Source organism: Roseibium algae, assembly GCF_037783265.1.
Lineage (GTDB): Bacteria > Pseudomonadota > Alphaproteobacteria > Rhizobiales > Stappiaceae > Roseibium > Roseibium algae.
On the sequence record NZ_JBAKIA010000011.1, the window covers coordinates 136,619 to 149,180 of the forward strand.

Here is a 12,562-nt window from a genome sequence, read left to right on the forward strand (position 1 = left end):
TTTCAAAATCAGTTTACTGACATTGACGGCCAAATCTGATCATCAATCGGTGCTGTTGGAGCCCGTAATGTGTTGCTCCAGCAATTCCCGGTTCTGAATAGCAGCGAATTCGACAGCAATACCGCCTTCAATCTGGCGTATGACACGTGCGCGCATTTTGCCCAAGGCAATACTCTGGCCCATTTCCGGAATGACGTCGGTTGCCAAAGCTGCCCCGGAAAGGGACACATCCATAATGCGGCAAACGTGCTCGGAGCCATCGGGCAGGCCAATCTTGGTGACAGGATTCTTGGGCACGAAGCGATCATGGCGACGATCTTCGGGAAGATTGAGTTCATCCCGGTTTGCAAGCCAGGTCAGAATATTTGCGATCTTGTCGCGTTTGCGCGGGGTGGTGCGCAGTTCAACAGCAAAGCCACCATCAATGAGGCGGGCAATTTTACCTTCAACCCGACTTATATGGTCGAGATAGGCAACGACCCGTTCGCCCACCTTACCCGAAACAGGTGTGATCATCGCAAGCCCGCCAGGGGACATGTCGATAACCTGGCACGGGTACTCCTGCCTATCCTCCAGCATGAAGCGACCCAATATGTTGATCGCTACACGTTGATGCCGACGCTTTTCGTCTGCGTGAAGCTCTTGTTTCTCTTCACTTATAGTCGCTGCGCCGACAGCCATGCCTGATTATCCGTCTTGTCGTGTGCAATGCGCACCTCATCTCAAGTTGGTCAGTCTAGCGGAGACACAGTTAATGATAGGTAATTCGATCAAAATGTTTCAATCAGGACTTGCCGCCTTCGTAAACTGTCAGGTGACCTACACGCCGTTCCGCTCCATGCGGGATTGTCGGCATTGCACCGGCGGGCATGCCCATGCTTTCAGGCGTGAAGCGCGGCAAAATCGGGTTCATGCGCGAAGTATGTCCGTCTGTTGATTTTGCAATGAAATGTGGGCGTTCATCCGGCCATACGAGACGCAGGCTGGTGATCGACTGTTTCATGATGGGATGCAAGCCAACCCAATAGGGACGATCCATTGGGGCGCAGCTGCCTAGAATACGGGTGCGTCCTTCACCTGGCACGTTAAGCGGGAGCAGAAGCATTTCCATATGCAGCTGATGATCATGTTCCGTATGGCCAGCAATGCCAACCACAGCGGCTGCAGCGTCTTCGGTGATCGCTGCCAGAAGGCTTGCCATTGCCTCGTGATCTTTCTGGTTCCAGCCACGCAGGAAATTACGTCCCTTCAATTCCCTGCAATGGGACGAGCAAAGCCTGGTTCCTGCAAGACGATAGCGTGAGGTATGGGGATCTGTGTTCTCCAGAATAAACGTATCCCCGAGAAGGGAGCGAATTTTTCCCGGATCAATTTCGCTGCGGTTTGGAGCCGGTCGTGCGCCGCGCAAGTCATCCCAGTAATTGTAAAGTGTCTGAGTAACGCCGTTTTTCATCTCGCAACGCCTTTTGTGTCGAGGGCCCTTGTCAATTCGAACTGGAAGATTTCTTCCTGTCCTGAATCGGGACACTGGTCCTTCAGTTGTCCGGTTTGGGCTCTACTAAGCAGAGGGCATGCCAACCTGCTGATTGCACGGAAATTTTTTTGCGAAACGAACTGTTAGGGTTAATCAAACCTTGCGCTTATGCAGGCCTATGCCTCCTTGGATGGGTAAGAAAATATTAACTGGTTTTGGCGGAAATCATGCTTCCATCGATATCAGCGCTCATTGGGCTGACATTCTACTGGATATAAAAAACAGAGTTTGGGAAGCATTGGGCGTTGCCCTGAGTATTTGTCGCCCGAGGGAGGCATAGGCCCTGTCTTTCCTGCAGTCTGCTTTTCGATGCTTTCAGACGATTTTGCTTCATTTTGATTTTAAAAGAGAGCCTGGCGAGTTTAAAACCCACTTCGAGTCTACCGGGCAGGCTTGTCAAAGCCAGCTCACGACGTACATCAGATGATGAACCTCTAGGAACTTTGATGAACCAGCATTTTTCAGCCCCCAAAGACCCAGCCGACCAACCGGCGTTTAATTTGCCATCAGTCATAATCTGGCTGAGTGCTGCCATGATTTTTATTCATGTAATGCGTGTGGTCGTGCTTCCGGTCGGCTGGAGCAACCAGATCATGTTGTATTTCGCCTTTTGGCCGTTGCGCTATGACCCTGCTGTGTTGGGAACAGCTCCAGGCGGCCTGGCTGCTGATGTTTGGAGTTTTGTAACCTACAGTCTGCTTCATGGCAGCCTGATGCACATTGGTTTCAATCTGGCATGGATGGCGATCTTCGGAAGTGCTGTTGCGCGTCGTTTTGGGACACCGCGTTTTCTCTTGCTTTCGGTTCTGTGCGCCGTAGCAGGTGCCGCGACCCATCTGTTGTTTCATTTCGGCGAAGCCTCGCCGATGATCGGGGCATCTGCAGCCGTATCAGGGCACATGGCCGTTGCACTGCGTTTCATATTTCAACTGGGCGGGCCACTTGGAGCTTTCAGGCGTCAGGATGCTGCTGCCTATCGTGTTCCGGCTGTCAGCCTGCGTGAAGCAATGTCTAACACACAGGTGGTTGCCTTCACCGCAGTCTGGTTTGGCTTCAATATTGTGTTTGGCCTTGTTGGCTCATCGTTGCTTGGCGGCGGTGCCACGATTGCCTGGGAAGCTCATATTGGCGGCTTTCTGATGGGGCTGGTGCTTTTTCCCCTGCTGGATCCGGTTCCCCGTCAGACACGTTAACGTCGCGATAAGTATCTATTTGCGTCGCCTGGTTTTTTTGCCATGATGCTTCAGGGGATGGGAGAGGACCTGTCCTGCATCGCCATGGGAGGAAAATCAGATGACCGTAGCTTCTATTTTGAATGGAAAAGGCCACGATATAATCTCCGAGAAGGCGCAAACTCCGCTTTCCGATATTTGCAAAGTTTTGGCCGAAAAGGGTATCGGGGCCATCATCGTGACGGATGGTAACGGGCATATTGAAGGCATTATTTCAGAACGTGATATCGTCAAGTCGATCGGACGCAACGGGCCGGAATCTCTGAGCCTGCCGGTTGGTGATATCATGACCCGATCAGTTGTCACCTGTACCGAAGCCGATACAATCAATGATGTTATGTCCAAAATGAGCCAGGGACGTTTTCGTCACGTGCCGGTGGTCAAGGACGGCAAGGTCTATGGCCTGATTTCCATCGGTGATGTGGTGAAATACCGGATTGCCCAGGTGGAGCAGGAAGCTGAGCACATGCGCAGTTACATCACTATGGCCTAAGGCTGGAACGAGGAAAGAAAGCGGCTAGGGTCTGATTGCCTGGCCGCTTTTGAAATTCTCGTATGGTGGCTGATGATGGCCTGGCAGCGTCCGTTCGCTGCTATTTTTCGCCGTAGACGTCCTTGGGGTCGTAAACGCGGCCCTGATCAGGGCTGGTCAGTGCGATGGTGCCATCCTCCGTCTTGACGACTTTTCGGAAAAAGCATGAATTATAGCCAACGTGGCAGGTGGCTCCGTTGCCTTCGACACTGACTTTAAGGACAATGGCGTCTTGATCACAGTCTGTGCGAATTTCCATGACTTTTTGTATCTGGCCGGACGTTCCACCCTTTTTCCAGTATTCTTGCCGTGATCGGCTCCAGTACCAAGCCTCGCACGTATCTATGGTACGCTTGAGAGCCTCGTCGTTCATGTAGCCGACCATCAGCACTTCAGCGCTGATGTGGTCTGTTATCACGACGGCAATCAGGCCATCCTTGTCGAACTTTGGTTGAAAGCTTAAGCCTGTTTCGATTTCAGACTTGTCGCCGCCTGAGGCGAAAATGGAACTGGTCATCATTGTTACCCTTGCCAGATGGCGGGGCGCTAAAGACCCCCGCCGCGCACCATGGTCATGAACTTAGCCTGTTCGGCTGGCTCATCCTGGAAAAGACCGGTGAACTGTGTGGTGATGGTGGAAACGCCTGGCTTTTGAACACCGCGCATGGTCATGCACTGATGCTCTGCTTCCAGCATTACCGCCAACCCGCGCGGAGCGAGCTGCTCGTCAATGGCCGATGTGATTTGAGCCGTCAAGTTTTCCTGCGTTTGAAGGCGCTTGGCAAAAATGTCGACGACACGGGCAAGCTTTGACAGACCAACCACACCTTCCGCAGGGTAGTAGGCGATGTGCGCCATTCCAACGAACGGAAGTACATGGTGCTCGCAATGGGAATGGAACGGAATTGCGCGTACCATCACGATGTCTTTGTAACCGCCAACATCATCGAAGGTTCGTTTGAGGTGCTCAGCAGGGTCTTCAAAATAACCGCCAAAAATCTGTTCATAGGCTTTGGCCACCCGCCTTGGAGTGTCGAGCAAGCCTTCACGGACTGGATCATCTCCAGCCCAGGCCAGTAAAACCCTCACGGCTGCTTCCGCTTGTTCACGGCTTGGGCGAGACAGCTCGTTTTGAGACTTACGCTTCAGTTTTTTGCCTGCGGTGTTCAGCACAGCGTCCATTGTGGCCCTCGTAACCTTGTTTTGGCTGCCTGCCATTAAAACTTGTTCCTCGACATATTTACGTATTGGTCGTTTGAGTTACGGGCAAGTCTATCAGACAGATCATCGCGCATTCGTGAATGCAGCGTATTTTCATGTTTTTAGAGACGGAAGTCGGCAGAAATAAGCCTGCGACGTCAGGGGCTCTTGCAGAATTCGTTCAATACCTGATCTATATAGTCAAAGAGAGCGAGCCTGCAATGCAGGCGGGATCACGAAGAGGCGAGAATGCTCGACGACATCTACAATGCAAAGATCCTTGAATTTGCAGGGAATATTCCCAGGTTGGGCCGCCTGGACGAGCCGCAGGCAAGTGCGAAGGCCCATTCTCGGCTCTGTGGATCCACAGTTGTGGTCGATATAATCCTTGAAGATGGCAAGGTCAGTGACTTTGCGCATGACGTGAAAGCCTGTGCTTTGGGGCAGGCCTCGGCCTCCATCATGGCACGTCATGTAATCGGAGCGACCAGTGATGAACTGCGCGCCTTGAAAACGACCATGCATGCTATGTTGAAAGAAAATGGACCAGCACCGGATGGCCGCTTCAGTGAACTGACGTTTCTTGAACCTGTTCGCGCTTACAAGGCTCGGCACGCCTCTACTTTGCTGACGTTTGATGCGGTCGTTGATGCTCTTGATCAAATTGAGAGTCAATCAGCAGGCGAAACCGAAGACAAGGCAGCGCAGACGGACGATGCCGGTGCAAATGCCTGAAGCTAGGTTCGAGGAGACAGCTGATGTGCTCTTCGCCTTCTGATCCCAAGCTTGACCAAATTCCGAATTGTGATCCTTCCAAGTCAGCCGGTTTTGCATCGCGGCTGTCCCTGCCTGCACGTTTCGGCTTGGGTCTGATCTGGGTTTACCGACATTCCCTTTCACTCTTCATGGGGCGTGGCTGTCGTTATGCACCGACCTGTTCCGACTATACCGGCGATTGTATTCGCCGGTATGGGCTTTGGATTGGCGGCTGGATTGGTCTGGCTCGGATTGTACGGTGCAATCCCTGGGGGGCATCGGGCTACGATCCTGTTCCGGAGGAGTTGCCTGCAAGAGGGCGCTGGTACCTGCCGTGGCGCTATGGAAGCTGGACCGGAACTCATATCAAGGATGAGACCCGACTGGACTGATTTGATTGGTACTTGCTTCGGTCTGGGTTGGGCAATCCTCAGGCTATTGCAGTTGCCTCATTTCGTGAAATCCCTTATGTGGAGCCCACCTTTATTCAAACGAATGCTTACCTGCTTTGTCTGCAGGAGTGAGCTGGAGACATGCTATGATAAATCTGACCTTTCCCGACAATTCCGTTCGCGATTACGACGCTGGTATTACCGGCGCCGGCGTTGCTGCTGGTATTTCAAAGTCATTGGCCAAAAAGGCGGTTGCTGTTGCGCTGGACGGAGAGTTGAGAGACCTTTCCGATCCGATTTCTGCAGATGCGAAAATCGAGATCGTGACGCGGGATGATCCCCGGGCGCTTGAGCTGATTCGCCATGATGCTGCCCATGTGATGGCTGAGGCCGTTCAGGCGCTTTGGCCGGGAACTCAAGTCACCATTGGCCCTGTCATCGAGAATGGCTTTTACTACGACTTCAAACGGGTTCATCCAGACGGTGCTTCAAATGCGGGCGACGACTGGCCGTTCACACCGGAAGATTTGCCTGTCATCGAAAAGAAAATGCGTGAAGTCATTGCTCGCGGAGATATCTTCACCAAGGAAGTCTGGTCGCGCGATGAGGCGAAAGCTTATTTCGCTGACAAGGGTGAAGACTATAAGGTCGAACTGATTGACGCGATCCCGGATAATCAGGATCTGAAAATCTACAAGCAGGGCGATTGGCTCGACCTTTGCCGTGGCCCGCATATGGCAAACACGCGTCAGGTCGGAACTGATTTCAAACTGATGAAGGTGGCCGGTGCCTATTGGCGCGGAGACAGCAACAATGAAATGCTGACCCGTATCTATGGAACCGCCTGGTCGTCGGAAAAAGAACTCAAGGGCTATCTCCACATGTTGGAGGAAGCCGAAAAGCGCGACCATCGCAAACTTGGCCGCGAAATGGATCTGTTCCATTTTCAGGAAGAGGGACCAGGGGTTGTCTTCTGGCATTCCAAGGGCTGGAGCTTGTTTCAGAGCCTCTTGACCTATATGCGCCGCCGGCTTGCTGATGATTATCAGGAGGTCAACGCGCCGCAGGTTCTGGATACTTCCTTGTGGGAGACGTCAGGTCACTGGGGCTGGTACAAAGAGAACATGTTCTCCGTTCAGTGTGCCGACACCGAGTCTGATGACACCCGCGTTTTCGCGCTGAAGCCAATGAACTGCCCCGGGCATGTTCAGATCTTCAAGCATGGCCTCAAGAGCTACCGCGATCTGCCCTTGCGTATGGCTGAATTCGGTACGGTGCATCGCTATGAGCCCTCCGGTGCCATGCACGGCCTGATGCGGGTCCGCGGCTTTACTCAGGATGATGCTCATGTGTTCTGTACCGAAGAGCAGATGGCTGAGGAATGCCTGAAGATTAACGATCTGATTCTTTCAGTCTACAAAGACTTTGGCTTTGACGAAGTGGTGGTGAAACTCTCCACCCGCCCTGAAAAGCGTGTGGGTTCAGATGAGCTTTGGGATCACGCTGAGGCGGTGATGACCGAGGTGCTGAAGACCATCGAAGAACAATCTGAAGGCCGGATCAAGACGGATATTTTACCTGGTGAAGGGGCTTTCTACGGTCCGAAGTTCGAATACACGCTGAAAGACGCGATCGGGCGTGAATGGCAGTGCGGCACGACTCAGGTTGATTTCAATCTGCCGGAACGTTTTGGGGCTTTCTACGTTGACAGCGCCGGAGACAAAAAGACGCCCGTCATGATCCATCGTGCGATCTGTGGTTCGCTGGAACGTTTCCTCGGAATTCTGATCGAGAACTTTGCCGGTCACTTCCCGCTATGGATGTCGCCGCTGCAAGTGGTGGTCGCGACGATCACGACCGAGGCGGATGATTATGGCCGGGAAGTTGCTGCAGAACTGAAAAAGGCTGGTTTGAGTGTTGTAACTGATTTCCGCAACGAGAAGATCAACTACAAGGTTCGTGAGCACTCCCTTGCCAAGGTTCCGGCCATTGTCGTTTGCGGCATGCGCGAGGCTGAAGAGCGGACGGTCAACATCCGACGCCTGGGTTCTAAGAACCAAACGCCCATGTCTCTGGAAGATGCTATTTCAGCTTTCAAGGAAGAAGCGGTTCCTCCCGATCTGAAGCAATATGTTAATTCAATTTGAGGAAAGGCCGCAGGAATACCTGCGGCCTTTCTTTTTGACCTTGTATCCTGTCATTCTCCCGCAATGAATGGTGGGGTATCAATGCGGATTGATTTGCCACTTGCGAATGAGGCTGTTCCCCTTGAATTACGCGGAATTCAGTTATGCCAACGAAGATCATCCTAGGCTGAAGCGTTGGGTGATCCGCTCCATTGAGGGGTTGTCTGGTCGCCGTCAACTGCTTCGCATGTATGAGATATGGAGGACCTCAACCGTTGAGACGTCGCCGTATATCTGGAGCGAACTTCTCGGACTGATCAATTTGAATGTTGCTGTGACTGGTGCTGAATGGCCGCCCCAGGCTCTTCCCGATGGACCGTTGGTCCTGATTGCCAATCATCCCTATGGCATTGGCGATGGCCTTGCGATTCTGGCGCTTGCAGAACAGCTTGGTCGCCCGTTTAAAATTCTAATCAACAATGAGCTTTTGAAAGTTCCGGAAGTTCGGCCTTTTTCCTTGCCCGTTGATTTTGAAGAAACGAAACAGGCCTTGAAGACCAATATGGAAACCCGCAAGCAAGCGCTTCGTCTTCTGAATGAGGGGACGACCATTATCGTCTTTCCAGGCGGGGGCGTTGCAACTGCGTCAAAACCATTCGGACGCGCAGAAGAATTGCCGTGGAAAACATTTACGGCCAAGATGATCCGCTCATCAAAAGCGACCGTTTTGCCGCTCTATTTCGATGGGCAGAATTCCTGGCTGTTCCATCTTGTGTCACGCTATTCACTGACGCTGCGGCTGGCATTGCTGGTGCGCGAGTTCAGAAAAATCCTGGGCTCTGCCATCACCGCAAGGATCGGTGAGCCTATCGCCTATGAAACACTTGCCGCGCTTGGCGATCAGAAGCAAATTACGGATTATCTTCACAGTCAGGTACTTGGTCTGCGTCAGTTGTAGGTCATGGAGGCTCGTCGTGAAAAATATCGCGCATGGGCCTCTGGAGCGATTCTGAAAGACTGCGGCTAGTTGCTCGCTTTCGGTGACTGGGCCGCCGCTGAAATCACTTCAACTTCTCGGTTCTGACCAGTCTCAACTGAAAAATCAGTTCGGAACGTTTTGTCGTTGTTTCTGGCGATAACTTCGTAATCGCCAGCTGCCAGCACAAAATCAGGAAAAGCCCCGCTGGCCTCCACGACAACATCGCCGCCTGGACTGAGCACAGACCAGGATGTGTTGGCAATTGCCTCACCTCCTGGTGTGTTGACGAGCTTCAAGGTGATGTCAGCGGCTTTGTGATAGACAGTTGCTTCAGTCAGCTTTCCAGGAATCACCTGAATGTCAGCCCGAACGACTGCGTTGACAGCGCCATATCTGCTGACAACGTGGTACGTATCGGAGTTGAGTCTAACGATACTGCCGGATTTGACATTTTTGGCAACCAGTTCCCGTTCGCCGCGCTCGTTGAATTCCATACCGTAGATATCGAACCGGACCGGCCCCTTTTCTAAAGGAAGGTCCTCGCTAAGCGCCGCGCTGAGTTTGATGCCGCCCGCATTTAGAATCACCATCTTGGACTTGATGTCCCGACCGATGACAATGCGGTTTGTTGAGGTGGCGTGGCCATAGGCCGTGTGAATGATGTAAGCGCCTGGATCCAGACGAAACTCTGCATCACCGCCCTTGGCCGTCGCGATGAGCTCAAGGCGGCCTTCTTCGTTGGTGGTCTCGCTGTAGATGCGCCAAACCAATCCGCTGTTGAGAGGCTCGCTGTCACGCGTCAGTTTCGCCATGAGGTACAACGCGCCTTGCTCAATGTCAGAACCCGTTGTGCTCAGGTTGTGGGTTGAGGGGGCGTAAGGCACCAGCGTATCGGAGAACAGTGGTTCGGGCTTGCGGTCGAGCAGGTTCTCGATGGCCTGTTCAGGTTCAACGATCCGCATGTTTGGGTCCGGCTTTGGAGCCGGAGGCATTGGAAAACTCTGCGCTATGTCCGGCTGAGCGTTCTCTTGCAGGTTTTGGGCATAAACAAAGGGTGCCTGCGCGACGCAGAGCCACGCAATTGCAAAAAGGCGGATAACAATATGTCCCGAACTTCTCACGCTTTACTGCGACCTTCTGTTAGCACTCTATTTACCAAGCCGACGAACACGCTCTACATAGCACGGCACTGACGGAAATTTGAACCTGTCTTTTGCGCCGTAAAATCCGGCAAATTCAAGACGTTTTTTGAAAAGTTGACAACTGCGTTCAATGAATTACGTGAAGAAGTGTCTCTCCCCTCTATAAGACAGGCTTTTTTCACATGTCGACATTTGCGCCCCGCCGCCAAGAGGCTTTGGATTTTCTGCTGGCTCGCCGTTCACATCCGTGTGTGACTATGACTGAGCCCGGCCCAGACACGGTCGAAGTGCAAGAGATACTCACTGCAGCTGCCCGTGTTCCTGATCATGGCAAATTGGCCCCATGGCGGTTTATTCTCTATCGCAAGCCACAAGGCGAGACGATCGGGCGGAAGCTGTTGGAAATCTGCGAGGCTGGCGGTGAACCTCTGGATGATGTTCGGCGGGATCAGGAGCTTGGTCGTTTCCTGCGCGCGCCTTTGGTCGTCGGGGTTGTCAGCAAGGCTGCCATTCATGCCAAGATTCCGCTGTGGGAGCAGGAGTTGTCAGTAGGGGCTGCCTGTATGAACCTGGTAAATGCGGCCAGTGCCTCTGGCTACGCATCACAATGGCTCAGCGAATGGTATTGCTTTAATGAAGCAGCTGCCCGATATCTGGGGTGCGGTGAAAATGAACGTTTCGCCGGTTTCATTTATATCGGTACTCCGACACAGGCTCCTTTCGAGCGGCCCCGCCCGAGCCTTGTTGACATCTGTACTGATTGGTCCGAGAGCTGAGATATCGATGCATTACGAAACGTCCAAAAACGATCACGGTTTGCCGTATAACCCTTTCAAGGCAATCGTTGCGCCGAGGCCAATTGGCTGGATTTCAACCCTCGACAAAGAGGGGCGTTCCAATCTGGCACCTTACAGTTTCTTCAATGGCATCGGCGATGCGCCTCCAATGGTGATGTTCGCATCGTCAGGCTTCAAGGATTCTGCTGCCAATATCGCGGCCACCGGCGAATTCGTTTGCAATATGGCCAGCCAGGATTTGCAGGAGGCAATGAACGTGTCTTCTGCGCCGCTGGCTGCCGGTGTTTCTGAATTCGAGTTGGCAGGGCTTGAGATGGCACCGTCCAAGTTGGTTAAGGTGCCACGTGTTGCCAGCGCCTATACGGCTTTGGAATGCAAGCATCTCCAGACCATCCGGATGCAGGATCTTGACGGAAATGACACTGAGTCGTGGGTGGTCTTCGGCCAAGTTGTGTCCGTTTACATCGATGACAGCGTTGTCGTGGATGGAATGCTGGATCTTACAAAAGTCCGCCCTTTGGCCCGCCTTGGATATAAAGACTATGCCGTGGTGGAGGAATTGTTCCAGATGGCACGCCCATCTGCCTGACACCAAGATTTAGATTTGCAAGTCTCAGAGGCTGGTATCCATGTGATTCCAGCCTTTGTTTTTGCAGATTTCTGCGGGTCTAGCTGTCACATATCAACGACGTTAAGGTTTTGTTAACCACCTGAGGCCGATTGTTAACGAACTGGTAATAACTATCGAGGAGTGGGGTTCATGCTAATTGCCGAAACCGCCTCGATCGCGTCTCGGATCGAGCAGGCATTTCAATCAGCAAGTACGTCGACTGGCACGTCGTTTGACTACTTGGTCAAAACGGCAGGAAGAGAATCGTCTTTTGATCCAACTGCTAAGGCCAAAACGTCTAGTGCGACAGGTCTCTTTCAGTTTATTGAATCAACCTGGCTGGAGACAGTCAAGGAAGCAGGCCCTCAACATGGTCTGAAGGATTACTCCGATCAAATTCAGAAGACACGAAGCGGAAAATATCGAGTCGCAGATCCTCAAATGCGCCAGGAAATACTGGACCTGCGCAAAGACCCTGAGATTGCGTCTGTTATGGCAGGTGCTCTGACCCAAAAGAATGCGAACCACCTCAGCGGGAAGCTTGGACGTCAGCCCAGTGAAGGAGAGCTTTATATGGCTCACTTCTTGGGAGCGAGTGGCGCGAACCGTTTGATCCGGGCGTCCGAAGACAGTGCTGACATGCGGGCGGACAAGTTGTTTCCATCTCAGGCGCGCGCCAACAAAGCGATTTTCTATCATCGCGACGGGCAAGCGCGAACGACTTCGGAAGTCTATGATGTCATTACAAGCAAGCACGACGGCGTAACCATGATTGCCAATGTGTCTGGAGCCACCGAGAGGGCAGGCGATTTGGCGAAAGTTGCGGCTCTGCCGAATGGCAAGCCACAAGCATTATCCGATGTATGGCTGACGGAGGCTGATTTGTCCGGCCGGGGAATGTTGAACGCATTTCAAGCGACGGACTCGATTGATCCGTTTGAAACTCTGTTCAAAACCAACAATTCAGTTGATGAAAAATCACTTGGTTCTCGTTTTGCTTCTGCATTCTCAGCGGTTGAACAAGCTCAGATCTTCTCGGCACTTGGCGGGAATGATTCCAAATTGGCAGTTCAACAAATGGCTTCTCTGACAGGTGAGGGGCCTTTGGATCTCACTCGCTTCCTGAGCTACCGGGTCGATGAGGAGCAGAAAGACCTTCTACCGCCAGCTTAACTGTTGGCTGCTGCGCTCATGGCTAGAGCTGACACGCCCAGTCCAAGAGATTGGTCTTTGCCTCAATTATGGTGAACTGAACGTTAAGC

General features: G+C 52.6%; 15 protein-coding genes. 9 read left to right on the plus strand and 6 right to left on the minus strand.

Annotated features, from left to right (window positions below):
• Nucleotides 1-42: 42 nt before the first annotated feature.
• The 3 genes from V6575_RS15695 to V6575_RS15705 form a co-directional block, all read right to left on the minus strand.
• Nucleotides 43-681, minus strand: coding sequence for a PilZ domain-containing protein (locus V6575_RS15695; RefSeq protein ID WP_340275655.1), 639 nt, complete (start codon nucleotides 679-681; stop codon nucleotides 43-45).
• A gap of 103 nt (nucleotides 682-784) precedes the next feature.
• On the minus strand, nucleotides 785-1,453 hold the full coding sequence (locus V6575_RS15700; protein WP_340275656.1) for a PAS domain-containing protein: 669 nt from the start codon (nucleotides 1,451-1,453) through the stop codon (nucleotides 785-787).
• 286 nt (nucleotides 1,454-1,739) lie between these two features.
• Nucleotides 1,740-2,069 carry a hypothetical protein gene (locus tag V6575_RS15705; RefSeq protein WP_340275657.1) on the minus strand — a complete coding sequence of 110 codons (330 nt, stop codon included), beginning with the start codon at nucleotides 2,067-2,069 and terminating at the stop codon, nucleotides 1,740-1,742.
• Between V6575_RS15705 and V6575_RS15710 the strand changes: the two genes are divergently transcribed.
• Together V6575_RS15710 and V6575_RS15715 are read left to right on the plus strand one after the other, a co-directional pair.
• Nucleotides 2,068-2,727, plus strand: coding sequence for a rhomboid family intramembrane serine protease (locus V6575_RS15710; RefSeq protein ID WP_340275658.1), 660 nt, complete (start codon nucleotides 2,068-2,070; stop codon nucleotides 2,725-2,727). The genes V6575_RS15705 and V6575_RS15710 overlap by 2 nt on opposite strands.
• Nucleotides 2,728-2,827: 100 nt before the next feature.
• The gene (locus V6575_RS15715; protein ID WP_340275659.1) at nucleotides 2,828-3,259 is read left to right on the plus strand and encodes a CBS domain-containing protein; all 432 of its coding nucleotides are present in this window, start codon (nucleotides 2,828-2,830) and stop codon (nucleotides 3,257-3,259) included.
• Between the two features lie 100 nt (nucleotides 3,260-3,359).
• Here the strand turns inward: V6575_RS15715 and hisI are convergent, their stop codons facing one another.
• A complete protein-coding gene (hisI, locus tag V6575_RS15720; protein WP_340275660.1) occupies nucleotides 3,360-3,815 on the minus strand; it encodes a phosphoribosyl-AMP cyclohydrolase in 456 nt (151 codons plus the stop codon).
• A 29-nt stretch (nucleotides 3,816-3,844) separates the two neighbouring features.
• Complete coding sequence (folE, locus tag V6575_RS15725; protein WP_340275706.1) at nucleotides 3,845-4,480, minus strand: GTP cyclohydrolase I FolE; 636 nt, start codon at nucleotides 4,478-4,480, stop codon at nucleotides 3,845-3,847.
• Between the two features lie 267 nt (nucleotides 4,481-4,747).
• Here folE and V6575_RS15730 point away from each other — a divergent pair, with 267 nt between their 5' ends.
• The 4 genes from V6575_RS15730 (at nucleotide 4,748) to V6575_RS15745 (ending at nucleotide 8,730) form a co-directional block, all read left to right on the plus strand.
• On the plus strand, nucleotides 4,748-5,233 hold the full coding sequence (locus tag V6575_RS15730) for an iron-sulfur cluster assembly scaffold protein (RefSeq protein ID WP_340275661.1): 486 nt from the start codon (nucleotides 4,748-4,750) through the stop codon (nucleotides 5,231-5,233).
• 23 nt (nucleotides 5,234-5,256) lie between these two features.
• Entirely contained in the window at nucleotides 5,257-5,646 is a 390-nt protein-coding gene (yidD, locus tag V6575_RS15735; RefSeq protein WP_340275662.1) for a membrane protein insertion efficiency factor YidD, read from the plus strand.
• Between the two features lie 146 nt (nucleotides 5,647-5,792).
• The gene (gene thrS / locus V6575_RS15740; protein WP_340275663.1) at nucleotides 5,793-7,793 is read left to right on the plus strand and encodes a threonine--tRNA ligase; all 2,001 of its coding nucleotides are present in this window, start codon (nucleotides 5,793-5,795) and stop codon (nucleotides 7,791-7,793) included.
• A 121-nt stretch (nucleotides 7,794-7,914) separates the two neighbouring features.
• On the plus strand, nucleotides 7,915-8,730 hold the full coding sequence (locus V6575_RS15745; protein ID WP_340275664.1) for a lysophospholipid acyltransferase family protein: 816 nt from the start codon (nucleotides 7,915-7,917) through the stop codon (nucleotides 8,728-8,730).
• A 65-nt stretch (nucleotides 8,731-8,795) separates the two neighbouring features.
• Here V6575_RS15745 and V6575_RS15750 read toward each other — a convergent pair whose 3' ends face one another.
• Nucleotides 8,796-9,713: a hypothetical protein gene (locus tag V6575_RS15750; RefSeq protein ID WP_340275665.1), complete on the minus strand. Its 918-nt coding sequence runs from the start codon at nucleotides 9,711-9,713 to the stop codon at nucleotides 8,796-8,798.
• Nucleotides 9,714-10,150: 437 nt separating this feature from the next.
• Between V6575_RS15750 and V6575_RS15755 the strand changes: the two genes are divergently transcribed.
• From V6575_RS15755 to V6575_RS15765, 3 genes are all read left to right on the plus strand, one after another.
• Nucleotides 10,151-10,669: a nitroreductase family protein gene (locus tag V6575_RS15755; RefSeq protein WP_340275666.1), complete on the plus strand. Its 519-nt coding sequence runs from the start codon at nucleotides 10,151-10,153 to the stop codon at nucleotides 10,667-10,669.
• A 7-nt stretch (nucleotides 10,670-10,676) separates the two neighbouring features.
• Nucleotides 10,677-11,279 (plus strand): flavin reductase family protein, encoded by a 603-nt coding sequence (locus V6575_RS15760; protein WP_340275667.1) that lies wholly within the window; start codon nucleotides 10,677-10,679, stop codon nucleotides 11,277-11,279.
• A 171-nt stretch (nucleotides 11,280-11,450) separates the two neighbouring features.
• Complete coding sequence (locus tag V6575_RS15765) at nucleotides 11,451-12,473, plus strand: lytic transglycosylase domain-containing protein (protein ID WP_340275669.1); 1,023 nt, start codon at nucleotides 11,451-11,453, stop codon at nucleotides 12,471-12,473.
• Nucleotides 12,474-12,562: the final 89 nt, after the last annotated feature.